The organism is Rhizobium tropici CIAT 899, assembly GCF_000330885.1.
GTDB classification, from domain to species: Bacteria; Pseudomonadota; Alphaproteobacteria; order Rhizobiales; family Rhizobiaceae; genus Rhizobium; species Rhizobium tropici.
Window position 1 is genome coordinate 1,743,390 of sequence record NC_020059.1, and the last position, 22,168, is coordinate 1,765,557.

23 protein-coding genes are annotated in these 22,168 nt (G+C 60.1%); 18 read left to right on the plus strand and 5 right to left on the minus strand.

All coding sequences use genetic code 11. The features are described 5' to 3' along the window. Positions 1-22 precede the first annotated feature (22 nt). Genes RTCIAT899_RS08535 through lipA form a run of 3 tightly spaced genes read left to right on the plus strand, consistent with a single transcriptional unit; the run spans position 23 to position 1,563 of the window. Positions 23-277, plus strand: a complete 255-nt coding sequence (locus RTCIAT899_RS08535) for a GlsB/YeaQ/YmgE family stress response membrane protein (RefSeq protein WP_015339818.1) — start codon at positions 23-25, stop codon at positions 275-277. Positions 278-306: 29 nt separating this feature from the next. Further along, positions 307-555: a GlsB/YeaQ/YmgE family stress response membrane protein gene (locus RTCIAT899_RS08540; protein WP_015339819.1), complete on the plus strand. Its 249-nt coding sequence runs from the start codon at positions 307-309 to the stop codon at positions 553-555. Positions 556-591: 36 nt separating this feature from the next. Next, positions 592-1,563: a lipoyl synthase gene (lipA, locus tag RTCIAT899_RS08545; RefSeq protein WP_015339820.1), complete on the plus strand. Its 972-nt coding sequence runs from the start codon at positions 592-594 to the stop codon at positions 1,561-1,563. 45 nt (positions 1,564-1,608) lie between these two features. Here lipA and RTCIAT899_RS08550 read toward each other — a convergent pair whose 3' ends face one another. Next, complete coding sequence (locus RTCIAT899_RS08550) at positions 1,609-1,983, minus strand: VOC family protein (RefSeq protein WP_015339821.1); 375 nt, start codon at positions 1,981-1,983, stop codon at positions 1,609-1,611. 164 nt (positions 1,984-2,147) lie between these two features. On the opposite strand from RTCIAT899_RS08550, the gene RTCIAT899_RS08555 reads away from it, so the two are divergent. Both RTCIAT899_RS08555 and RTCIAT899_RS08560 read left to right on the plus strand, forming a co-directional pair. Next, positions 2,148-2,723 (plus strand): P-loop NTPase family protein, encoded by a 576-nt coding sequence (locus tag RTCIAT899_RS08555; protein ID WP_210305319.1) that lies wholly within the window; start codon positions 2,148-2,150, stop codon positions 2,721-2,723. A 9-nt stretch (positions 2,724-2,732) separates the two neighbouring features. Then, on the plus strand, positions 2,733-3,179 hold the full coding sequence (locus RTCIAT899_RS08560; RefSeq protein ID WP_015339823.1) for a type II toxin-antitoxin system RatA family toxin: 447 nt from the start codon (positions 2,733-2,735) through the stop codon (positions 3,177-3,179). 12 nt (positions 3,180-3,191) lie between these two features. Here RTCIAT899_RS08560 and RTCIAT899_RS08565 read toward each other — a convergent pair whose 3' ends face one another. Both RTCIAT899_RS08565 and RTCIAT899_RS08570 read right to left on the minus strand, forming a co-directional pair. Next, on the minus strand, positions 3,192-3,686 hold the full coding sequence (locus RTCIAT899_RS08565) for a CinA family protein (protein ID WP_015339824.1): 495 nt from the start codon (positions 3,684-3,686) through the stop codon (positions 3,192-3,194). Beyond that, positions 3,686-4,906 carry a bifunctional 2-C-methyl-D-erythritol 4-phosphate cytidylyltransferase/2-C-methyl-D-erythritol 2,4-cyclodiphosphate synthase gene (locus RTCIAT899_RS08570; protein WP_041677878.1) on the minus strand — a complete coding sequence of 407 codons (1,221 nt, stop codon included), beginning with the start codon at positions 4,904-4,906 and terminating at the stop codon, positions 3,686-3,688. The genes RTCIAT899_RS08565 and RTCIAT899_RS08570 overlap by 1 nt, the downstream gene beginning before the upstream one ends. Before the next feature lie 221 nt (positions 4,907-5,127). On the opposite strand from RTCIAT899_RS08570, the gene dusB reads away from it, so the two are divergent. The 8 genes from dusB to hflX all read left to right on the plus strand — a co-directional run bounded on the left by dusB (position 5,128) and on the right by hflX (position 15,345). Then, positions 5,128-6,156, plus strand: coding sequence for a tRNA dihydrouridine synthase DusB (gene dusB / locus RTCIAT899_RS08575; protein ID WP_041677415.1), 1,029 nt, complete (start codon positions 5,128-5,130; stop codon positions 6,154-6,156). Continuing rightward, positions 6,153-7,310, plus strand: a complete 1,158-nt coding sequence (locus RTCIAT899_RS08580) for a two-component system sensor histidine kinase NtrB (RefSeq protein ID WP_015339827.1) — start codon at positions 6,153-6,155, stop codon at positions 7,308-7,310. The genes dusB and RTCIAT899_RS08580 overlap by 4 nt, the downstream gene beginning before the upstream one ends. Continuing rightward, positions 7,307-8,758 carry a nitrogen regulation protein NR(I) gene (gene ntrC, locus RTCIAT899_RS08585; protein WP_015339828.1) on the plus strand — a complete coding sequence of 484 codons (1,452 nt, stop codon included), beginning with the start codon at positions 7,307-7,309 and terminating at the stop codon, positions 8,756-8,758. Before RTCIAT899_RS08580 ends, ntrC begins: the two co-directional genes overlap by 4 nt. A 283-nt stretch (positions 8,759-9,041) precedes the next feature. Beyond that, a complete protein-coding gene (locus RTCIAT899_RS08590; RefSeq protein WP_015339829.1) occupies positions 9,042-11,315 on the plus strand; it encodes a sensor histidine kinase NtrY-like in 2,274 nt (757 codons plus the stop codon). Further along, positions 11,305-12,669, plus strand: coding sequence for a nitrogen assimilation response regulator NtrX (gene ntrX / locus RTCIAT899_RS08595; protein WP_015339830.1), 1,365 nt, complete (start codon positions 11,305-11,307; stop codon positions 12,667-12,669). The genes RTCIAT899_RS08590 and ntrX overlap by 11 nt, the downstream gene beginning before the upstream one ends. A 49-nt stretch (positions 12,670-12,718) precedes the next feature. Continuing rightward, positions 12,719-13,582 carry a D-amino-acid transaminase gene (locus tag RTCIAT899_RS08600; protein ID WP_015339831.1) on the plus strand — a complete coding sequence of 288 codons (864 nt, stop codon included), beginning with the start codon at positions 12,719-12,721 and terminating at the stop codon, positions 13,580-13,582. Positions 13,583-13,689: 107 nt separating this feature from the next. Continuing rightward, the gene (gene hfq, locus RTCIAT899_RS08605) at positions 13,690-13,932 is read left to right on the plus strand and encodes an RNA chaperone Hfq (protein WP_003539403.1); all 243 of its coding nucleotides are present in this window, start codon (positions 13,690-13,692) and stop codon (positions 13,930-13,932) included. A 78-nt stretch (positions 13,933-14,010) separates the two neighbouring features. Next, a complete protein-coding gene (gene hflX, locus RTCIAT899_RS08610; RefSeq protein WP_015339832.1) occupies positions 14,011-15,345 on the plus strand; it encodes a GTPase HflX in 1,335 nt (444 codons plus the stop codon). A gap of 6 nt (positions 15,346-15,351) precedes the next feature. Here hflX and mazG read toward each other — a convergent pair whose 3' ends face one another. Next, positions 15,352-16,200: a nucleoside triphosphate pyrophosphohydrolase gene (mazG, locus tag RTCIAT899_RS08615; protein ID WP_041677879.1), complete on the minus strand. Its 849-nt coding sequence runs from the start codon at positions 16,198-16,200 to the stop codon at positions 15,352-15,354. Positions 16,201-16,222: 22 nt separating this feature from the next. Then, positions 16,223-16,810, minus strand: coding sequence for a deaminase (locus tag RTCIAT899_RS08620; RefSeq protein WP_015339834.1), 588 nt, complete (start codon positions 16,808-16,810; stop codon positions 16,223-16,225). A gap of 295 nt (positions 16,811-17,105) precedes the next feature. On the opposite strand from RTCIAT899_RS08620, the gene cysG reads away from it, so the two are divergent. From cysG to RTCIAT899_RS08645, 5 genes are all read left to right on the plus strand, one after another. Further along, on the plus strand, positions 17,106-18,542 hold the full coding sequence (cysG, locus tag RTCIAT899_RS08625) for a siroheme synthase CysG (RefSeq protein WP_015339835.1): 1,437 nt from the start codon (positions 17,106-17,108) through the stop codon (positions 18,540-18,542). 3 nt (positions 18,543-18,545) lie between these two features. Continuing rightward, positions 18,546-18,860 carry a DUF2849 domain-containing protein gene (locus tag RTCIAT899_RS08630; protein WP_015339836.1) on the plus strand — a complete coding sequence of 105 codons (315 nt, stop codon included), beginning with the start codon at positions 18,546-18,548 and terminating at the stop codon, positions 18,858-18,860. A gap of 17 nt (positions 18,861-18,877) precedes the next feature. After that, entirely contained in the window at positions 18,878-20,557 is a 1,680-nt protein-coding gene (locus RTCIAT899_RS08635; RefSeq protein WP_015339837.1) for a nitrite/sulfite reductase, read from the plus strand. An 11-nt stretch (positions 20,558-20,568) separates the two neighbouring features. Then, the gene (locus RTCIAT899_RS08640; RefSeq protein ID WP_015339838.1) at positions 20,569-21,081 is read left to right on the plus strand and encodes a DUF934 domain-containing protein; all 513 of its coding nucleotides are present in this window, start codon (positions 20,569-20,571) and stop codon (positions 21,079-21,081) included. A 245-nt stretch (positions 21,082-21,326) separates the two neighbouring features. Beyond that, a complete protein-coding gene (locus tag RTCIAT899_RS08645) occupies positions 21,327-22,139 on the plus strand; it encodes a ferredoxin--NADP reductase (RefSeq protein ID WP_015339839.1) in 813 nt (270 codons plus the stop codon). Positions 22,140-22,168 lie beyond the last annotated feature (29 nt).

Consider the following 22,168-nt stretch of genomic DNA (forward strand, 5'->3'; position numbering starts at 1 on the left):
GAAAACAGGAAAGGAAATCAACATGTCTATCACGGCGGAAGGTTGGATCGTCTTTCTTCTCATCGGTCTGGTCGCGGGCTTCCTCGCGAGCCTGATCGTCGGAGGCGGTGGGCTCATCGGTTGCCTGGTGAGTGGCGTGATCGGGGCTTTCGTGGGCGGTTTCCTGTTCCGTTATTTCGGGATATCGCTCGGCATTGAAAATGCGCTTGTCGTGGAGATCATCCATGCCACGGTCGGTGCGATCATCGTGGTGCTGTTGGCGAGATTGATCGTCTAGAGCATCCTGGCAATGGGAACGAGGGTTTGATGGAAAGTGTCGGTTGGCTGGGTCTGATCATCATCGGCGGTCTTGCGGGCTGGCTCGCAGGCAAGCTGATGGACGCGCGCTATGGGGTCATCCTGAACATCATCCTCGGCATTGCCGGCTCGGTCGTGGCTGCAGCGCTGATGGTGGCCCTGCATGTCGGCGTGCCGGGCGGCCGGCTCGGCTTTTTCATCACCGGTTTCATCGGTGCATGCATTCTGATATTCCTCGCCAAATTCGCTCGGCGATGAAGGGCCGCGTTTCAAGCGGCGGAAAGTAGACGTTCCATGGTCACCATTCTCGACACGATCAACCCGGACGCCAAGCGTGTGCGACACCCGGAAAAGGCGCACCGACCGGATACGGAAGTCATGCGCAAGCCGGACTGGATCCGCGTGAAGGCGCCGACGTCGAAGGGTTATGCCGAAACCCGCTCGATCGTGAAGGAGCACAAGCTCGTCACGGTCTGCGAAGAGGCCGGCTGCCCGAATATCGGCGAGTGCTGGGACAAGAAGCACGCCACCTTCATGATCATGGGCGAGATCTGTACGCGCGCCTGCTCCTTCTGCAACGTCGCGACCGGCAAGCCGAACGCGCTCGACATGGCCGAGCCGGAAAACGTCGCCAAGGCGGTCAAGGAGATGGGCCTCAGCCACGTCGTCATCACCTCGGTCGACCGCGACGATCTGGAAGACGGCGGCGCAGAGCATTTCGAGAAGGTGATCTGGGCGATCCGCGCCGCTTCGCCCTCGACCACGATCGAGATTCTGACGCCGGACTTCCTGAAGAAGCCGGGCGCCCTGGAGCGCGTCGTCGCTGCCAAGCCCGACGTCTTTAACCACAATCTGGAAACCGTACCCGGCAATTATCTGACGGTTCGCCCCGGTGCCCGCTATTTCCACTCCGTCCGCCTGCTGCAGCGGGTCAAGGAACTGGACCCCACCATGTTCACCAAGTCGGGCATCATGGTCGGCCTTGGCGAAGAGCGCAATGAAGTGCTGCAGCTGATGGATGACCTGCGCACGGCGGATGTCGACTTCCTGACGATTGGCCAATATCTGCAGCCGACGCGCAAGCATCATCAGGTGATGAGCTTCGTCACGCCGGAAGAGTTCAAGTCCTACGAAACCGTGGCTTACACCAAGGGCTTCCTCATGGTCGCTTCCAGCCCGCTGACGCGCTCGTCGCATCACGCTGGCGACGATTTCGAGCGTCTGCGCGCTGCCCGCGAGAAGAAGGCTCTGCTGGCAGCGGAATAGGAAAAAAGTAGTCTCTTTGTCCTCAGGGGCGGCGACGCGGAGATCTCAGGAGCTTTTTGGTTCGAATAGTTCGATCGCGTTCCCGGACGGATCCTCGCACAGGATTTGTCGTCCGCCTGGTCCCTCTATGATGTCGTTGCGGAAATGAACACCATGTTCGCGCAGAGTGGAAACGAGTGTGGGCAATTCTTCCTGAATCTCAAGCACGAACCGGTTCCAACCGCCGGGTTCAGGTTTGCGGCCATCTGGCATTGGCCGGGAAGCCGACGCCATCGGGCCTGCAAGCCACAATGTGAGGTCGTCCCGCGTCAGAATCGCCATTGCCGGTCCGAACTGTTGTTTTAGCGTAAAGCCGAAATGCTTCAGATAGAATGCCGCTGACGCTTCCACATCCTCGACTATGTACCGCACCATCGCCATTGCGCTGCTCCTCGATCTGGCCAAGGGATCCTTACCACGGTTTTCGCGTGCTCTGCCACAGGATCGTCATTCGCTTGATTTAGGAAGCATGCCAGCCGTTTGCTGCTGGTACCGGCACCTGTCGAGATCGAATATGGAGCCGTATCGTGGAGCAGATCGTCGCGCTGCAGGCGCTTTTCCCTGCCGTCGATATCGAAGAGGCGGCTGCGCTTGTCAAAAAGGCGAACCGAATCCTCGTTATGGGCTGCTCCGGCGGCGGCAAGTCGACCCTGTCGCGGAAGATCGCCGCACACGTCGGCCTTGCCTATGTCTCGATCGATCGCGACGTTTTGTGGCTGCCAGGCTGGGTTCAGCGCGACAAGGCCGAGCAGCGCGCCATCATCGTTGCCAAAGTGCAGGGCGAGCGATGGATCATGGACGGGACCAATCCCTCGACATTCGATGTGCGTCTGCCACGCACGGACTTGGTCATATGGGTGAGGATGCCTCGCTTACTATGCATCTGGGGTGCCGTTTCTCGCTGGATCAAATGGATGGGCCGCACGCGACCGGAGATGGCGCCTGGCTGCATAGAAAAAATCGATTGGGAGTTCCTGCGCTTCATCTGGACATTTGAAGAAAAATTCACGCCGCGGGTTCTTGCCGGTCTTGCCGAGCACGGTCCTGATGTCCCCGTTTTGCAGCTGAAATCCCGCGGCGAAATGCGTCAGCTTCTTGATCTTCTTGGCCGTCCTGCTTAATTGCGGCTCATGCCTCAATTCGAAACTCATCGCCCCGTTCCGCATTCGCCCGACCAGATGTTCGACCTCGTCGCCGATGTGGAGCGCTATCCGGAATTCTTGCCACTTTGCGAGGCGCTGACGATCCGCAGCCGCAAGGAGCGTGACGGCAAGAGCCTGCTCGTTGCCGATATGACGGTCGGGTATAAAGCCATCCGCGAGACGTTCACCACACAAGTGCTCTTAAACAAGGCGGAGCGCGCGATTGACGTGAAATACATCGACGGCCCGTTCAAATATCTCGATAATCGCTGGCGCTTCACGCCGTCGGAAAACGGCGGCTGCAGCATCGATTTCTTTATCGATTACGAGTTCAAGAGCCGCATCCTCGGCGCCTTGATGGGATCGATGTTCGATCGGGCTTTCCGCATGTTCACGGATGCCTTCGAGACGCGCGCGAACAAAATCTATGCTTGAAGCCGTGCCCGGTCATTGGGCGAGTGCGACTAGCATCTCCAACGCCGTCTGTAACGTGGCGAGCCGGACGTTGTCGCGACCGATATCGCCATAGCGCATTTCGCGATGGATGAGCCCACCGCTGCGCGCCTTGGCGGCGAGGTGGACGAGCCCGACCGGCTTTTCTGCCGAACCGCCACCGGGGCCGGCGATACCCGTAACCGCTATGGCGAAATCAGCCCGGGAGCGGAAGAGGGCGCCATGGACCATCTGCAGCGCCGTTTCCTTTGAAACCGCGCCGAACTGCGTAAGCGTCCCCCCCTGAACGCCGAGCATCTCCATCTTGGCAGTGTTGGTGTAGGTGACGAAGCCGCGATCGACGACGGCGGATGAGCCGGGAATCTCCGTCAGCGCGCCGGCGATCAGTCCGCCGGTGCAGGATTCGGCCGTCACGACCATCCAGCTTCTTGCTGTGAAATCCGTCACGATCGTTTGGGCGAGCCCGATAATCTCATCGGGAAAATGCATTATACCTTGCCTCCGCGATAAACGACGGTGGCGGTCGCGATGGCCGCTATGCCTTCGCGGCGGCCGACGAAGCCGATCTTCTCATTTGTCGTTGCCTTGACCGAGCAGCGATCGATGCTGATGCCCAGAAATTCGGAAAGCCTGGCGCGCATGGTGTCGCGATGCGGCCCGACCTTCGGCGCCTCGGCGATCAGCGAGACATCCGCATTCATGATGGTGCCGCCGCGTTCGCGCACGATCTTTGCCGCATGCTCGATAAAGATGCGCGACGGAGCGCCCTTCCATTGCGGATCGGAGGGCGGGAAATGATCGCCGATATCGCCGGCGCCGCAGGTGGCGAGCAGGGCGTCCGTGAGGGCATGCAGGGCGACATCGGCGTCCGAGTGCCCCTTCAGCTTCTGATCGTGGGGAATGAAGACGCCGCAAAGGGTGACGCCATCGCCCGGCTCCAGCTGATGGACGTCATAGCCGTTGCCGGTGCGCACATCAGGCAGCAGGCCGGCGCTGAGCTTTTCATCGGCCATGGCAATATCCCTTTTGATTGTCAGTTTTACGTTGTCGGCGCTACCAATCGCGAGTGTCACCGGTAGGTTACACCATTCCGCGATTGCCGCATCGTCCGTGAAATCGGTTCTGCCATCGGCAGCGGCTTTTTCATGGGCGTCGAGAATATCGGCGAAACGGAAGGATTGCGGCGTCTGCGCGGCGTGCAACCCGGCGCGGGGAATCGTGTCGACGACTAGCCCATCGGCATTGCCGCGTTTCAGCGTGTCTGTGACGGGCATAGCGGGCAGCACGGCCGGCGCACCGCCTGCAAGCGCTGCGGCGACACGATCGAGCAGATCATGGTCGAAGAAGGGGCGGACAGCATCGTGGATCATCACATGCGTGACGCCGCTGTCTTTCAAAGCGCGCAGCCCGGCAAGCACGGATTGCTGGCGAGTCGCTCCACCGAAGGCGATCTTGATCTCAGGCAGGCCTGAAACCTGTTCCAGCGCCGCACGCAGCAGCTTCTCATCGTCGCGATGGATGACGACGACGATTTTCGATGCCTGTGGCCATGTCACGAATCTTTCAAGCGTATGCGCAATAACCGCTCTGCCGCCGATCGGACGATATTGTTTGGGGCCTTCTTCCGGAGAGCCCGCCCGTTCGCCGCGCCCGGCGGCCACGATGACGATTCCCACCGACAACGGTTGCTTTGAATGCATTTGCGTCATAAATCCCCGAAGATGAAAGGCTCCGTCTGCGGCATGGCTTTGAAAAGCGTAGAGCTTTCTTTTGAACAAGCACATGCTAAATAGATCGCCAAAACGGGATCCTGCTCAAGCAGGGTCTATCGCCTCAACTGAGTATTTTCCAGCATCTGCCCAAAAAATATCGGGATTCTTCGAAACCCCTTGGCAAACTTTCAAAGCGTGTCTAAAAATAGTGCAGACGTATGGTGTGCCCGAAAGATAATCATTTGCTGTCTTCCAAGCTTGCAGACCCATTTTTCATCGGTTCCGTGTCCATCCGGAATCGTGTGATCCTGGCACCGATGTCGGGCGTAACCGATCTGCCTTTCCGGCAGCTTGCCTTGCGCTATGGCGCCGGTCTGGTCGTTACCGAAATGGTCGCAAGCCGCGAACTCGTGCAGGATACGGCTGAATCCTGGGCGCGTCTGAGAAGCGCTGGGCTGAAGCCGCACATGGTGCAGCTTGCCGGCCGCGAGGCGCTTTGGATGGCCGAGGCTGCAAAGATCGCCACGGACAATGGCGCCGATATCATCGATATCAATATGGGCTGCCCCGCCAAGAAGGTGATTGGCGGCTATTCCGGCTCGGCACTGATGCGCGATCCGGATCATGCGCTGACATTGATCGAAGCCACGGTCCGTGCGGTGAACATTCCCGTCACGCTGAAGATGCGGCTCGGCTGGGACGAGAATTCCATCAATGCGCCTTATATCGCGCGCCGGGCCGAAGAGGCCGGTATCCAGCTCGTGACTATTCACGGCCGCACGCGCATGCAATTCTACGAGGGCAGGGCGGATTGGGATGCCATCCGTGCCGTGCGCGATGCCGTCTCCATACCGCTCGTGGCGAATGGCGATGTCGAAACGGCAGAGGACGCGCAGGAAATCCTGCGGCGCTCCGGCGCCGACGCCGTCATGATCGGCCGGGGCTGCCAGGGCCGTCCCTGGCATGCGGGCGTGCTGGCAGGGCATCGCGAGCCAAGCCGCCAGGAGATCGTCGAGATCGCTCTCGAACACTATCGGATGATGCTGGAATTCTACGGGGAAACGGTCGGCATTCGCCATGCCCGCAAGCATCTCGCCTGGTATCTCAATCGCTATGCGCCGGCAGCGACAGGTGCGGATAAGGCGAAAATCATAACGTCGAAAGAAAGCGGCGAGGTGGCTGCATCCTTCCGTGCCGCGCTGCAGGCCGGCACCGATGTCGCCCAATGCGTTCAGGAGGCTGCATGACTTCGAAATCCAGCTCCGGCGCCGGTGATACCGCGGCCAACTCTGTCGCCATGGCGGTTCTCAATGCAATCCAGAATCCCGTCGTCATGGTCGACGAGGCGGGTTTGATTGCTTTCGCCAACTGGGAGGCGGAGGCCTTCTTCGGCGCCAGCGCATCGCATCTGTCGCGCTACAAGATTTCGACCTTCATTCCGTTCGGCAGCCCCTTGCTGGCGTTGATCGATCAGGTGCGGGAGCGCCGCGCGCCGGTCAACGAATATCGCGTCGATCTGAGTTCGCCGCGCCTGGGACAGGACAAGCTGGTGGATATCTATGTTGCGCCGATTTCCAGCGACCCCGGCTCCGTGGTGGTGGTGTTCCAGGAACGCTCCATGGCCGACAAGATCGACCGGCAGCTGACGCATCGCGCCGCCGCCCGCTCGGTCACGGGCCTTGCCTCCATGTTGGCGCATGAGATCAAGAATCCGCTGTCGGGCATCCGCGGCGCCGCTCAGCTGCTGGAACAGTCGGTCGAGGACGACGATCGCGCGCTGACACGCCTCATCTGCGACGAGACGGACCGTATCGTCTCGCTGGTCGACCGCATGGAAGTTTTCTCCGACGAGCGGCCCGTCGATCGCGTCCCCGTCAACATCCATTCCGTGCTCGATCATGTGAAGGCCGTCGCCAAGGCCGGCTTCGCCCGCAACATCAAGATATCAGAGAATTACGACCCCTCACTGCCGGCGGTCTTCGCGAACCGGGACCAACTCGTGCAGGTGTTTCTCAATCTGGTGAAGAACGCCGCTGAAGCGGTGGGCGACCGTCAGGACGGCGAGATCATGCTGACGACGGCCTATCGTCCCGGCATCAGGCTCTCGGTTGCCGGCACGCGCGAGAAGATCTCGCTGCCGCTGGAATTCTGCGTCATCGACAATGGCCCGGGCGTGCCGGCCGATCTCGTGCCGCATCTCTTCGATCCGTTCATCACGACCAAGACGAACGGAACCGGCCTCGGCCTTGCGCTGGTCGCCAAGATCATCGGCGACCACGGCGGCATCGTCGAATGCGACAGCCAGAACCATCGCACCACATTCCGCGTTTTGATGCCTGCCTCCAAGGGCATCACCTCAGAAGATGCCCCACTTCCGAACTCTACAGGGACTACTCGATGACAGCCACGATCCTTGTCGCCGATGACGATGCGGCCATCCGCACCGTGCTCAACCAGGCTTTGAGCCGCGCGGGCTACGACGTACGCATCACGTCGAACGCTGCCACGCTCTGGCGTTGGGTCTCCGCCGGCGAAGGCGACCTTGTCGTAACCGACGTCGTCATGCCCGACGAAAACGCATTCGATCTGCTGCCGCGCATCAAGAAGGCGAGGCCGGATCTGCCTGTTCTGGTCATGAGCGCGCAGAACACCTTCATGACGGCGATCAAGGCATCCGAGAAGGGCGCTTACGACTATCTCCCCAAGCCGTTCGACCTGACCGAGCTGATCGCGATTGTCGGTCGCGCGCTGTCGGAGCCGAAGCGCAAGCCGGCGAAGATCGATGACGACATGCAGGACGGTATGCCGCTTGTCGGCCGCTCCGCCGCCATGCAGGAAATCTACCGCGTACTTGCGCGTCTGATGCAGACCGATCTCACGCTGATGATCACCGGCGAATCCGGAACCGGCAAGGAACTGGTAGCGCGCGCCCTGCATGATTACGGCAAGCGCCGTAACGGCCCCTTTGTGGCCATCAACATGGCTGCCATCCCGCGCGACCTGATCGAATCCGAACTGTTCGGCCATGAGAAAGGCGCCTTCACCGGTGCACAGACCCGCTCGACCGGACGCTTCGAACAGGCCGAAGGCGGCACGCTGTTCCTCGACGAAATCGGCGATATGCCGATGGACGCGCAGACCCGCCTGCTGCGCGTGCTGCAGCAGGGCGAATATACCACCGTCGGCGGCCGCACCCCGATCCGCACCGATGTCCGCATCGTTGCCGCTACCAACAAGGACTTGAAGCAGGCCATCAATCAGGGCCTGTTCCGCGAGGACCTCTATTACCGCCTCAACGTCGTGCCGCTGCGGCTGCCGCCGCTGCGCGACCGCGCCGAGGATATTCCCGATCTGGTGCGTCATTTCATCCAGCAGGCCGAGAAGGAGGGGCTTGGTTCCAAGCGTTTCGATCAGGAAGCGCTCGAACTGATGAAGGCCTATCCCTGGCCCGGCAATGTCCGCGAGCTGGAAAATCTCATCCGCCGGCTGATGGCGCTTTATCCGCAGGATGTCATCACCAAGGAGATCATCGACGCGGAGCTGCGCGCCGACGTGCCCGACAGCCCGATCGAAAAAGGGCCTGTTCGCACCGGCTCCATGACTATTGCGCAGGCGGTGGAAGAGAATATGCGAACCTATTTCGCCAGTTTCGGCGAGAACCTGCCGCCCCCGGGTCTCTACGACCGTGTATTGACGGAGATGGAATATCCGCTGATTCTCGCCGCCCTGACCGCGACACGCGGTAATCAGATCAAGGCGGCCGATCTTTTGGGTCTCAACCGCAATACGCTGCGCAAAAAGATCAGAGAACTGGGTGTTTCGGTTTACAGAAGTTCCCGAACGGCTTGACAACGCGATCCGATGCGTTGCATTTTCGCCACAATGCGTTGCTTAAAGGTCACGCAGTTGATTCGTCGTTTTTGCAGTGGCGATTCGTCTGGCCAGCTCTCCCAAAGGCAAGAGTTCGTCTGATTTTTCAGCTATTTGCAATGATGACCTGAAGTAAGGGTTTCGCTCCTTAGCGAAACCGGACGACAGTTCCCGCCTCTGCCTGTCACTCGCATGAAGGTCGTAATTGGCCGTGCATTTGACCAGGGCGCCGACCGTCGCTCGGGCGTGGAGATTGATGGGAATGATACAGGACGCGGTGTCGCCGGCGGCGAGCGACGAGACGGTTGTCAAGGTGACGGACCGTCGTGCTTCCTTTGCCCTACCTGGTCTGATCCTGGCGGGCGGCGCGCTTTTGTGCGCCATCGCGACCTTGCTGATGCTTCTTGGGCTGACGCCGGTCGCCCCGACATCCTCAGTCGTTTTCACCTCGGTCGTTATCAATGGACTTTTCGTCCTGGGTTTGATCGCTCTGATCGCCCGCGAAGTGGCGCGCCTGATGAAGGCACGCAGCCGTGGTCGCGCGGCAGCCCGCCTGCATATCCGCATCGTCGTTCTTTTCTCGATCGTCGCGATCACGCCGGCCATTCTCGTAGCCATCGTTGCCAGCCTGACGCTCAATGTCGGCCTGGATCGCTGGTTCGGCGTGCGCACGCAGCAGATCATCAGCTCCTCGCAGAACGTCGCGCAGGCCTATCTGATGGAGAATGCGAGCTATCTGCAGGGTCAGACTGTGTCGATGGCGAACGATCTGGAGCGCAACCGTTCGCTCTTCAATCTCGATCGCACCGGCTTTGCCGACTTGATGACCCGTCAGGCACGCGGGCGCGGCTTGCTGGGTGCATTTCTCGTGCGCCGCGACGGCAGCGCCATTGTCCAGGCCGAGATCAAGACCGAACGGCCGCTGCCGGCCATTCCGAAAGACGCGCTGGATTCTTCGGCCAACGGGCAACCGACCCTCATCCCGCCTGGCGTGACCAATCTTGTCGGCGCTGTCATCAAGCTCGATGAAATACCCGGCGCGTTTCTCTACACCGTTCGGGCGGTCGATCCGCGCGTCATGAATGCCATGCGGATGGTGGAGGACAATACCGTCGAGTACAAGGCGATGGAAGAAGGGCGCATGTCGCTCCAGATCGCCTTCGCCGTTCTCTATATCGGCTTTGCTCTCATCGTACTTCTGGCGGCGATCTGGACAGCCATCGCAATTGCCGATCGTATCGTCAGACCCATCCGTCTCCTCATCAGTGCTGCGGATAACGTTGCTTCGGGGAACATGAACGTGCTGGTGCCGGTACGCTCGGCTGACGGCGACGTCGGCAGCCTCTCGCGCACCTTCAACAAGATGATCTCGGAAATTCGCACGCAGCGCGATGAAATCCTTGAAGCGAAGGACGAGGTCGACGACCGCCGCCGCTTCATCGAAGCCGTGCTTTCGGGTGTGACGGCGGCCGTGATCGGTGTCGAGCACGATCGGCGTATCACCATCGTCAACACCTCGGCCGAAGATTTGCTGGCGCTCAAGAGCGACGAGCTTATCGGCAAGAACCTGTCCGACATCTCACCAGAGGTCGATCAGGTCGTGACGGAAGCGACGGCGCGCCATCGCAGCGATTTCCGCAAGCAGATCAGCCTTGTTCGCGGCGGAACGGTACGCACGCTAAGCGTTCAGGTAACGCGTGAGGAATCGCGCGATGCTAACGAGTCTTATGTCATCACACTCGATGACATTACCGATCTTGTCATAGCGCAACGTTCGACCGCCTGGGCTGATGTCGCGCGCCGCATTGCCCATGAGATCAAGAACCCGCTGACGCCCATTCAGCTGTCGGCCGAGCGTATCCGCCGCCGTTTCGGCAAGAACATCGCCGAGGCCGACCGCCCGGTCTTCGACCAGTGCACGGATACGATCATCCGGCAGGTCGGTGATATCGGTCGCATGGTCGACGAGTTCTCCTCCTTCGCCCGCATGCCGAAGCCGACCATGGAGCCGACCGATCTGCGCGATATTCTGCGCGACGCCGTGTTCCTGCGCGAAATGGGCAATACACATGTCCAGTTCGGGCGTGAGTTGGGCGACGAGCGGCTCGAGGGCATGTTCGATGCGCGAATGCTCGGCCAGGCCTTCGGCAATCTCATCAAGAATGCGGTCGAGGCAATCGAAGGCTTACCGAGCGACCAGGCTCGCGAGCAGCCAAAGATCCTCGTGCGCTCGTCGCTCGATCCAGATCGCGATCGCTTCACTGTCGACGTCATCGACAATGGCCGCGGCCTGCCGGTGGAAAACCGGCACAGCATTCTCGAACCCTATATGACGATGCGCGAGAAGGGCACGGGCCTTGGCCTCGCCATCGTCAAGAAGATCATTGAAGACCATGGCGGGCAGATCGAACTCCACGATGCGCCAGCCGATTTCGACCAGGGCAGGGGGGCCATGATCCGCGTGCATCTGCCGCGCCGTGAGCAAGCCGCCGTCGCCCGTACAGAAAATGACAAGGAAAGCGTCTATGGCATCTGATATTCTCGTAGTCGACGACGAGGAAGACATTCGCGAAATCGTTTCGGGGATTCTTTCGGATGAGGGCCACGAAACCCGCACTGCGCATGACAGCGACAGCGCGCTCGCCGCGATTTCCGATCGCGCGCCGCGGCTGATCTTCCTCGATATCTGGATGCAGGGCAGCAAGCTCGACGGTCTGGCGCTATTGGATGAGATCAAGGCACGCCATCCGGAGCTGCCCGTGGTTATGATTTCGGGCCATGGCAATATCGAAACGGCCGTGTCCGCCATCAAGCGCGGCGCTTTCGATTTCATCGAAAAGCCATTCAAGGCCGATCGCCTCATCCTGATCGCCGAGCGCGCGTTGGAAAATTCCAAGCTGAAGCGTGAGGTCTCCGAGCTTAAGCGCCGCACGGGCGACGCCGTTGAATTGATCGGCACGTCGGTTGCGGTGTCGCAGCTGCGCCAGACCATCGACAAGGTTTCTCCCACCAACAGCCGCATCATGATCTTCGGTCCGTCGGGCTCCGGCAAGGAGCTCGTGGCCCGGATGATCCACAAGAAGTCGACCCGCGCCAATGGCCCCTTCGTGGCGCTGAACGCCGCCACAATCACGCCGGAGCGCATGGAAATCGCCCTGTTCGGCACCGAAGGCTCGCCGGGGCAGGCGCGCAAGATCGGCGCCTTGGAAGAGGCCCATCGCGGTATCCTCTATCTCGACGAAGTTGGTGAAATGCCGCGCGAGACGCAGAACAAGATCTTGCGGGTGCTCGTCGATCAGCAGTTCGAGCGCGTCGGCGGTTCCAAGCGGGTGAAGGTGGATGTGCGCATCATCTCGTCCACGGCCTACAATCTCGAGAGCCGCATTGCCGAGGGCCTGTTCCGCGAAGATCTCTATCACCGCCTAGCTGTCGTGCCCGTCCGCGTCCCTGCTCTTGCCGAGCGCCGGGAGGATATTCCCTTCCTCGTGGATCAGCTGATGCGCCAGATTTCGGAGCAGGCGGGCATCCGGCCGCGTCGCATCGGTGACGACGCCATGGCCGTGCTGCAGGCGCACGATTGGCCCGGCAACATCCGCCAGCTGCGCAATAACATCGAACGGCTGATGATCTTGGCACGCTCGGATGGCGCAGAAACGCCGATCACCGCGGAAATGCTGCCGACCGACCTCGGCGATATGCTGCCGAAGGTCTCCGCCAAGAATGATTATCACATCATGACATTGCCGCTGCGCGAAGCCCGCGAAATGTTCGAGCGCGATTATCTCATCGCTCAGATCAACCGTTTCGGCGGCAATATCTCGCGCACGGCGGAATTTGTCGGCATGGAGCGCTCGGCACTCCATCGCAAGCTGAAGTCGTTGGGCGTCTGATCGGCCGCCCGACATTTCGAACATCACAGCATTCGGATCAGGGGCTTTTATGCCGAGAATAGCTTACGTCAACGGCCGCTACGTCAAGCATAGCGATGCCATGGTGCATATCGAGGATCGCGGCTACCAGTTCGCCGATGGCGTCTACGAGGTGTGCGAGGTTCGTCATGGCGTGATCGTCGACCTGACGCGCCATCTCGATCGACTCAATCGTTCGCTGAGCGAGCTGCGGATCGCCTGGCCGATGACGCGACAGGCATTGGTTCTTGTGATTCGCGAGACGCTGCGCCGCAACCATGTCCGCAATGGCCTATTCTATCTGCAGGTGACGCGCGGCGTTGCCCGGCGCGATCACGTCTTCCCGCCTGATGGCACGCCATCCTCGATCGTCGTCACCGCCAAGAGCACTGATCAGTCCGTGATTGCCAGGAAGAATGCCGATGGCATCAAGGCGGTCACCGTCCGCGACAACCGCTGGGACCGCGTGGATATCAAGTCGGTCGGTCTGCTTCCGAACGCCATGGCCCGCCAACAGGCCAAGGAGGCCGGCGCGCAGGAGGCGATCTATATCGATCACAACGGCATGGTGAAGGAAGGTGCGGCGACTAACGTCTGGATCGTCGATCACGACGGGAATCTCGTCACCCGCCCGGCCGAGCATGGCATCCTGCGCGGCATCACCCGCACGACGTTGATGGACGTTGCAGCCAAGCTCGATGTGACGATCATCGAGCGATTCTTCTCGGTCGAAGAGATGATGAAGGCCCGCGAAGTCTTCATCACGGCGGCGACAAGTATCTGTTTTCCGGTCGTTTCTATCGATGGAGAGACGATAGCGAACGGTCATCCGGGCAGCATGTCACAGAAAATTCGTGAAGCCTTTTTCGACGTTGCGGAAAAGACTGCGATTTGATACCAACATTCGCTGGGGGGAGAGAATGAGGGTATCTCCCGTCCGGGACCTCTGTATACCATGACATTCAACCGGCTCAGGTCGGCAAAAAAGAAAGAAGCGGCGCGATGGCGGAACGTTCTCAGAACTTGCAGGACTTGTTTCTCAATACTGTTCGCAAGCAAAAGATTTCACTCACAATTTTCTTGATTAACGGCGTGAAGCTCACAGGTGTCGTAACCTCATTCGACAATTTCTGCGTCCTGCTCCGCCGCGATGGCCATTCGCAGCTCGTCTACAAGCATGCGATCTCGACGATCATGCCGGGTCAGCCGATGCAGATGTTCGAGAGCGAAGAAGCCGCATCCTAACCGGGACTTGCCGTTATCACGACACGCGATACCAAAAATGATTCCCTCATCCCGGAGACCGTAAAGCACCGGGATGATATGCGCGCCGTTGTCGTCGTGCCTGTGCTGAAACAGGCACGTGCCGCGCGTTCCGCTCAAGCCGACAGTGCCATCTCCGTTTCACGCCCACCCGAAAGCCGGCTGGAAGAGGCCAAGGGCCTCGCGCTGGCCATCGATCTCGATGTCGTCAACGGCTCAATCGTTCCGATCAGCGACCCGCGGCCGGCAACCCTGCTTGGAACCGGCAAGATCGAGGAAATCCTCGCGTTGCTCGACGAGTTCAACGCCGGGCTCGTCATCGTCGATCATCCTTTGACGCCGGTACAGCAGCGCAATCTCGAGAAGGCATGGAACGCCAAGGTCATCGACCGCACCGGCCTCATTCTCGAAATCTTCGGCCGCCGCGCTTCCACCAAGGAAGGCACGCTGCAGGTCGAGCTTGCGCATCTGAACTACCAGAAGGGCCGGTTGGTTCGAAGCTGGACCCACCTTGAACGCCAGCGCGGCGGTGCCGGCTTCATGGGCGGCCCGGGTGAAACCCAGATCGAAGCCGACCGTCGCATGCTGCAAGAGCGGATCATCCGGTTGGAGCGCGAACTGGAACAGGTGGTTCGCACCCGTCAGCTTCATCGCGCCAAACGAAAGAAGGTGCCGCATCCGATCGTGGCTCTGGTCGGCTATACCAATGCCGGCAAGTCGACGCTGTTCAATCGCATTACCGGCGCCGGCGTGCTGGCGGAAGACATGCTGTTTGCGACGCTCGATCCGACGCTGCGCCGCATGAAGCTGCCGCATGGCCGCACGGTCATTCTTTCAGATACCGTCGGCTTCATCTCCGATCTGCCGACTCACCTGGTGGCCGCGTTTCGCGCAACGCTGGAAGAGGTGCTGGAAGCCGACCTGATTCTGCATGTCCGGGATCTCTCGGATGACGACAATCAGGCCCAGAGTGCAGATGTCATGCGCATTCTCGGCGATCTCGGCATTGGCGAGGCCGAAGGCGCCGAGCGCATTCTTGAGGTCTGGAACAAGATCGACCGCCTGGAGCCGGAAGCGCATGACGCCATCGTCCAGAAGGCGTCGACTGCTGAAAACGTCATTGCGGTCTCAGCGATAACAGGCGAGGGCGTTGATCGTCTGATGGATGAAATCAGCCGGCGTCTTTCCGGCGTGCTGACGGAAACGACGATCACGCTGCCGGTCAAAAAACTGCCGCTGCTGCCCTGGCTTTACAATCACGCCATCGTCGATAACCGCGAGGACAATGAGGACGGTACGGTGACGCTCGACGTCCGATTGACCGAGGCTGAAGCGGCTGAATTGGAGCGGCGCATGGGCAATGGCCCGAAGCCGCAGCGCGAAGACTGGGAATAGGCGTTTTTACGCCGTTTTGACTCCGGCAAGCTGCCGCTCGATGGCTTTAGCCGACTGCCAGATCTCTTCCATCCGCTCCAGCGAGGCGCCTTCCAACGTCTCGCCTTCAGCCTCGAGCGTCGTTTCGATGTGATGGAAGCGGCGGCGGAACTTGGTGTTTGTGCCGCGCAAAGCCTGCTCCGGATCGGCCTTCACATGCCGGCCGATATTGACTACAGCAAAGATCAGATCGCCGAGTTCGTCGCTGACCTTGGCCTTGTCGCCGCTTGCAAGTGCTGCCCGCAATTCGCCGATTTCCTCCTCGATCTTGTCGAGGATCGGCTCCGGCGCAGACCAATCGAAACCCACCTTGGCGGCGCGCTCCTGCAGTTTCAAGGCTTCGGTCAGGGCAGGGAAAGTCCGCTGCACCGAACCCAGGAAACCGGCCTTGAGATCTTCAATGATACCGCTCTTGGCGCGGCGTTCGGCGCGTTCCCGCTTCTCCTCGGCCTTGATCCGATCCCATTGCAGCGTCACCGCGTCCTCGGTCTTGGCATCGGAGACGGCAAAGACATGCGGATGGCGGCGGATCATCTTGCGGGAGATGGCGTGGACGACATCGCCGAAGGAAAACGCGCCGGCCTCCTCGGCGATCCGGGAATGGAAAACGACCTGTAGCAAGAGATCGCCGAGCTCGTCGCAGAGATCGTCCGTATCCTTGCGCTCGATCGCATCCGCGACTTCATAGGCCTCTTCAATAGTATAGGGCTTGATGGTCTCGAAGGTCTGGACAATATCCCAAGGGCAGCCGCTTTCGGGGTTTCGCAGCGCCGCCATGATGTCGATCAGGCCGTTTATGTCTCGCGATGCTTCCATCATTGCCTCGGGTCTTGCTCTGTCAATTCAAAGGGATGTCGTTACTGCTCTTCGACGCCTGGTAGTTGTCGGAGAGATCCGCATAGGCCCGCTTGATGCGCGCGGTCTGGTCCTTCAGCTCGCCTTTGCGTGGATCGTCTTCCGTCTCCACGAGGTCGGAAATGGCAAAGCTGTTCCAGAATGCGTTTTGGCGGCGATAGCCACCCGGCTCCAGGCCGAAGACTTCTTTTAGGATCTTGAGATCATGCGGGATCGCAAAGGCATCCCGGGAGTCCTCGTGGCTGAAGAAATAGTAGAAATTGTCGAAACCGGCCCAGGTGATCGCCGACATGCACATGGTGCAGGGCTCATGGGTCGACAGAAAGATCAAACCCTTGGTCGCGGGCTTCTCGCCGAGTTCGTAGAAGCGCTTCAGGGTGTGAACCTCGCCATGCCAGAGCGGATTTTCCAATTCATTGTTGGTTTCCGCAATGACGAGCGATAGATCGGGCTTTCGCAGGATGGCCGCGCCGAAAACCTTGTTGCCGGCCGCGACGCCTTTGCGGGTCAGGGGCAGAATGTCATGCTCGACGACGTTGAGAAGGCGTGCAGCGATGCTATTGTCAGACAAAGGTTTTCTCCAACGATTTTCGCTGCAGTCTATCGGGATTGCAAATGCGGCGGTATGCGTAAATAACTTAAAGACTATGTTTGCCACAAGCAATAAAGCAGCTCGGCAACGGCGCTGAGTCATAAAACTCTATAGATTTTATAGGCTTATTGCAATCTGCTCGCCTGGTGAGTTTTGCTCAAATCCTTGTCATGTCGAGCAAAAGAATACGCGCATGCATGGGCATTAGAATTTCTGTTTCTTCAATCTCTTGGCCGCAGGGGCGATATTCGCCAAATCTCGAAGTGGAACCATGATGCCTCCCAGGACTGAACAGCTTTCAGTGTTTCCCGCTTTCTTCCGCGTGGAAGGAAGGGTGGCGGCTGTCTTCGGCAATGGCGACGAGGCCTTTGCCAAGGTGCGACTGCTTTTGAACACGCAGGCGAAAGTCGTTGCCTTTGCGTCGGTGCCCGAGGCTGACTATCACGCTTTCCTCATCGCAAACCGCATCGAAACCGTACGTGGCGATTTTTCACCCGATCAGGTCAAGGGCGCGACGCTCGTCTTTGCCGCCACTGGTGATGCCGAAGCAGATCGCGCGATCGTCGATGCGGCTCGCGCCGAGCGAATTCCGGCAAACGCCGTCGATCAGCCCGACTATTGCGATTTCTATACGCCAGCGCTGGTCAATCGTGCGCCTGTTGCCGTCGCCATCGGCACCGAGGGTGCCGGACCTGTGCTGGCGCAGATGATCCGCGCGCAGATCGACCAGATGTTGTCGCCGTCGCTCGGCAAACTGGCGGAGCTGGCCACGCGCTATCGCAAGCCGGTCGAGCGTCTTGTGCCGCGTGGCGTCGCTCGCCGCATCTTCTGGCGGCAGTTCTTTTCCGGACCGGTCGCTGATGCCGTCAATGCCGGTCATGTCGCGCAGGCGGAGCAAGCAGCCGATGAACTGCTGCGGTCGTCCCGCGATGTCGAGGGCCGCGTCTGGCTGGTCGGTGCCGGCCCGGGCGCCGAAGATCTGCTGACGCTGCGGGCGCAGCGCGTGATGATGGAAGCCGATGTCATCGTCTATGACGCGCTGGTGCCGCAGGCGATCGTCGATATGGGACGTCGCGACGCGGAGCGCCTCTCCGTCGGCAAGCGCAAGGGATGCCATAGCAAGTCGCAGGAAGAGATCAACGATCTGCTGGTGCAGCTGGGCCGCGAAGGCAAGCGCGTCGTGCGGCTGAAATCGGGCGATCCGCTGGTTTACGGCCGTGCCGGCGAGGAAATGGCGGCTCTGCGCGCCGCCGGTATCGGCTATGAGATTGTTCCCGGCATCACCTCGGCCTTTGCCGCTGCTGCCGATTTCGAATTGCCGCTGACGCTGCGTGGCGTCGCCTCGTCGCTGGTCTTTACAACGGGTCACGATCTCACGGGCGATGTGCTGCCCGATTGGGCCAGTTTGGCCGTATCCGGCGCCACGATTGCGGTGTATATGGGACGGACGGTTGCCGCTTCCGTCGCCGGCCGTCTGATGCAAGCCGGACTGCCGCCCGAGACGACCGTTGCCATCATCGAGAATGCCAGCCGGCGCGATCGCCGCTTGATGCACGGCATCCTGCGGGATCTACCCGATCTCGAACACCGCGATGAGCTGGGTGGGCCGGTCATGGTCATTATCGGCGACGCCGTCGCCGGTGCGAATTTTGAACAATCCGAGCCGCTGGTCCGCCGCGAGACCGCTGCTCAAGACTATGCAAGGAACTGATTGATGGTCGACAAGGTTCTGACCGCAAACCGGCTCACCGATGGCGTCGCCGTCTGGCTCAATGCAAATGGCGAGTGGGTGACATCGCTGCAGGAGGCGCTGGTCGCTCGGCATGCCGAAGCGGAAGCCGCGCTGGAAGCGATCGGCAAGCAGGCCTATGCTGACAACAAGGTCGTCGACGTCAATCTTATCGACGTGCAGGAAACGGGCGGCAAGCTTTGGCCGCTGCGCCTGCGCGAGCGCATCCGCGCCGAAGGCCCCACCATGGAATACGCGCCCGGCTATGCTGCGGCCGATCCCGATTTCATTGCAGTCTGAGAAGTCCCGAGGAAGTCATGTATCGTTACGATGAATTCGACCACGCCTTTGTTGCGGAACGGGTTGGCCAGTTCCGCGATCAGGTGGAGCGACGCCTCTCGGGTGAGCTTTCGGAAGATGCGTTCAAGCCGCTGCGCCTGATGAACGGCGTCTATCTGCAGCTGCATGCTTACATGCTGCGCATCGCCATCCCCTATGGCACGCTGAGCTCGCGCCAGATGCGCATGCTCGCCCACGTCGCCCGCACCTATGACCGCGGCTATGGCCACTTCACCACGCGTCAGAACCTGCAGTTCAACTGGCCGAAGCTTTCCGAGATGCCGGATGCACTGGCCGATCTTGCTTCTGTCGAGATGCACGCGATCCAGACCTCGGGCAATTGCATTCGCAACGTGACGGCCGATCATTTTGCCGGCGCCGCGGCCGACGAAGTCGCCGATCCCAGGCCCTATGCCGAAATCCTGCGCCAATGGTCTTCCGTTCATCCGGAGTTCTCCTTCCTGCCGCGTAAGTTCAAGATTGCCGTCACCGGCGCCGAGCGCGACCGTGCCGCTATTCAGGTGCATGATGTCGGCCTGCATCTGAAGAAAAACGACAAGGGCGAGATCGGTTTTGCTGTCTATGTCGGCGGCGGGCAGGGGCGGACGCCGCTGGTTGCCAAGCTGATCCGTGACTATTTGCCGGAAGCGGATCTTCTTTCTTACATCACCGCCATCATGCGCGTTTATAATTTGCATGGCCGCCGCGACAATAAGTACAAGGCGCGCATCAAGATTCTCGTGCATGAAACGGGCGCCGAGGAACTGGCACGCCAGGTCGAAGTCGAGTTCGACAAGCTGCGAGACACCGAGCTGAAGCTGCCGGAAGCCGATGTCCAGGCCATCTCGGCCTATTTCGCGCCGCCGGCGCTGCCGCAGCGCCCTGAAGGCTGGGAAAGCCTGGCGCGCTGGAAGAAGGCCGATCCGGCCTTTGCCCGCTGGGTGCAACAGAATGTCCAGCCGCACAAGAACCCCGATTACGGCATGGTGACAATCTCGCTGAAGCCGATCGGCGGTATTCCGGGCGACGCGACGGATGTTCAGATGGAGGCTGTCGCCGATATCGCCGAGGAATATGCCTTCGACGAAATCCGTGTCAGCCATGAGCAGAACCTTATCCTGCCGCATGTTGCACTGGCAGATCTCGAAGCCGTCTATCGCGGCCTCGTCGCTATCGGCCTGGAGACGGCCAATGCCGGCCTGATTACGGATATCATCGCCTGTCCCGGTCTCGACTATTGCGCACTTGCCAATGCGCGCTCCATTCCGGTTGCGCAGGAAATCTCTACGCGTTTCGGTTCGCCCGAGCGCCAGGCGGAGATCGGCGAGCTGAAGATCAAGATTTCCGGCTGCATCAATGCCTGTGGCCATCATCATGTCGGTCATATTGGCTTGCTTGGGGTCGAGAAGAAGGGTGCGGAACTCTATCAGATCACGCTCGGCGGCTCCGGCGACGAAAATACCTCGATCGGCGAGATCATCGGTCGCGGCTTCGAGCCCGACAAGGTGACCGACGCCATCGAGACCATCGTCGACACCTATCTCGGTCTTCGTCTGGATCCCTCCGAAACCTTCCTCGCCGCTTATCGCCGCGTCGGGCCGCAGCCGTTCAAGACCGCGCTCTACGGCGCGTCCTCGTCGGCAGCCGAAGCAGCGTAAGGAGATTGACCATGACCAAGATCTGGCGTGAAACAGGCTTCGTGGAGCATGATCCGTGGGTCATCGAAACTGACGAGGTCAAGGCAACCGAGGCGCAGAAGCCGCTGCTCGGCCTCGATGCGTTGATCGCAAAGGCGGAAGAGAGCAATGAGGCCGGCCTCGGCGTCGTCATCAAGCCAGCCGACGACGTGACACGGCTGCAGCCCTATCTCGACCGTCTCGATATCGTCGCGGTTGCCTTTCCAGCCTTCAATGATGGTCGTGCCTTCAGCCATGCCTCGCTGCTGCGCCAACGCCTCGGCTACGCCAATGAGCTGCGTGCTGTCGGCGACGTGCTGATCGACCAGATTCCGTTGATGCTGCGCGTCGGCATTGATAGTTTCTCGGTGACGAATGAAACCGCACTGAAGAGATTGGCGGAGAACCGCCTTCCGGGCATTCCGCATTACTATCAGCCGACCGCGCGCCGCGCAGAAGGCGGGCAGGCCTATAGCTGGCGGCGATTGCCGGCAAAGTCGGCCTGATGTCGAAAGGCGGCCGTTGCGGCAATTTGACAGCGTCGGATTGCCGTATTCAAGCCTTTCGAATTATGTACGTTCGGTGATATGGAAACTTGACTGGAATAGGCATATTTCAGTCCCGTAACGTCGGTTGGAATGGAATGCCTTTCAAAACCGGCTATATTGTTATATCAGCGTCGCGAAATGAGCCTGCCAGGGAATACGTGCCCAGGAAGAACGCGTAAGACTAATACGGGATTCGAGACAGAATGAACGCCCCCGCAAAGACAGATGAATTTGCTTCAGCAGTACCCGCCGGCGTCTTCGCCGAGAAGGTGCTGAGCGTCACGCATTATACCGACCGGCTCTTTCGCTTCACCATGACCCGGCCGCAGGGCTTCCGTTTCCGCTCGGGCGAGTTCGCCATGATCGGCCTCATGGTCGAGGGGAAGCCGCTTTATCGCGCCTATTCGATCGCGAGCCCCGCCTGGGCCGATGAGCTTGAATTCTTTTCCATCAAGGTGCCGGACGGTCCGCTGACCTCGCACCTGCAGAACATCAAGCCCGGCGACGAAGTGCTGATGCGCAAGAAGCCGACGGGCACGCTGGTTCTGGATGCGCTGACGCCCGGCCGTCGGCTCTATATGTTCTCGACCGGCACCGGAGTTGCGCCGTTTGCGAGCCTTATCCGCGATCCGGAAACCTATGAAAAATTCGAGGAAGTCATCCTCACCCACACGACGCGCGATGTTGCCGAGCTGAAATACGGCTTCGATCTTGTCGAGGAAATCCGCAATGACGAGATCCTTAGCGAAGTCGTCGGCGATAAGCTGCGCCACTACGCGACCGTCACCCGCGAGGAATTCCCCTTCAAGGGCCGCATCACCGATCTCATCGAAAACGGCAAGCTTTTCAGCGACCTCGGCGTACCGCCGCTGGATCCCGTGATCGATCGCGGCATGATCTGCGGCTCCTCCGCCATGCTGAAGGACACCAAGGTCCTGCTCGAAAAGGCCGGCCTGAACGAAGGTGCCAACAACAAGCCGGCCGAGTTCGTCATCGAACGCGCTTTCGTCGGTTAAGCAAATTATTCCAATGCTAAATGAAAGGC

Bases quoted from the DNA above. Each gene is read 5' to 3' on its own strand.
- RTCIAT899_RS08535 (WP_015339818.1), top strand. From the start codon at position 23: ATGTCTATCACGGCGGAAGGTTGGATCGTCTTTCTTCTCATCGGTCTG.
- RTCIAT899_RS08540 (WP_015339819.1), top strand. From the start codon at position 307: ATGGAAAGTGTCGGTTGGCTGGGTCTGATCATCATCGGCGGTCTTGCG.
- lipA (WP_015339820.1), top strand. From the start codon at position 592: ATGGTCACCATTCTCGACACGATCAACCCGGACGCCAAGCGTGTGCGA.
- RTCIAT899_RS08550 (WP_015339821.1), bottom strand. From the start codon at position 1,983: ATGGCGATGGTGCGGTACATAGTCGAGGATGTGGAAGCGTCAGCGGCA.
- RTCIAT899_RS08560 (WP_015339823.1), top strand. From the start codon at position 2,733: ATGCCTCAATTCGAAACTCATCGCCCCGTTCCGCATTCGCCCGACCAG.
- RTCIAT899_RS08565 (WP_015339824.1), bottom strand. From the start codon at position 3,686: ATGCATTTTCCCGATGAGATTATCGGGCTCGCCCAAACGATCGTGACG.
- RTCIAT899_RS08570 (WP_041677878.1), bottom strand. From the start codon at position 4,906: ATGACGCAAATGCATTCAAAGCAACCGTTGTCGGTGGGAATCGTCATC.
- dusB (WP_041677415.1), top strand. From the start codon at position 5,128: ATGGTGTGCCCGAAAGATAATCATTTGCTGTCTTCCAAGCTTGCAGAC.
- RTCIAT899_RS08580 (WP_015339827.1), top strand. From the start codon at position 6,153: ATGACTTCGAAATCCAGCTCCGGCGCCGGTGATACCGCGGCCAACTCT.
- ntrC (WP_015339828.1), top strand. From the start codon at position 7,307: ATGACAGCCACGATCCTTGTCGCCGATGACGATGCGGCCATCCGCACC.
- RTCIAT899_RS08590 (WP_015339829.1), top strand. From the start codon at position 9,042: ATGATACAGGACGCGGTGTCGCCGGCGGCGAGCGACGAGACGGTTGTC.
- ntrX (WP_015339830.1), top strand. From the start codon at position 11,305: ATGGCATCTGATATTCTCGTAGTCGACGACGAGGAAGACATTCGCGAA.
- RTCIAT899_RS08600 (WP_015339831.1), top strand. From the start codon at position 12,719: ATGCCGAGAATAGCTTACGTCAACGGCCGCTACGTCAAGCATAGCGAT.
- hfq (WP_003539403.1), top strand. From the start codon at position 13,690: ATGGCGGAACGTTCTCAGAACTTGCAGGACTTGTTTCTCAATACTGTT.
- hflX (WP_015339832.1), top strand. From the start codon at position 14,011: ATGCGCGCCGTTGTCGTCGTGCCTGTGCTGAAACAGGCACGTGCCGCG.
- mazG (WP_041677879.1), bottom strand. From the start codon at position 16,200: ATGGAAGCATCGCGAGACATAAACGGCCTGATCGACATCATGGCGGCG.
- cysG (WP_015339835.1), top strand. From the start codon at position 17,106: ATGCCTCCCAGGACTGAACAGCTTTCAGTGTTTCCCGCTTTCTTCCGC.
- RTCIAT899_RS08630 (WP_015339836.1), top strand. From the start codon at position 18,546: ATGGTCGACAAGGTTCTGACCGCAAACCGGCTCACCGATGGCGTCGCC.
- RTCIAT899_RS08635 (WP_015339837.1), top strand. From the start codon at position 18,878: ATGTATCGTTACGATGAATTCGACCACGCCTTTGTTGCGGAACGGGTT.
- RTCIAT899_RS08640 (WP_015339838.1), top strand. From the start codon at position 20,569: ATGACCAAGATCTGGCGTGAAACAGGCTTCGTGGAGCATGATCCGTGG.
- RTCIAT899_RS08645 (WP_015339839.1), top strand. From the start codon at position 21,327: ATGAACGCCCCCGCAAAGACAGATGAATTTGCTTCAGCAGTACCCGCC.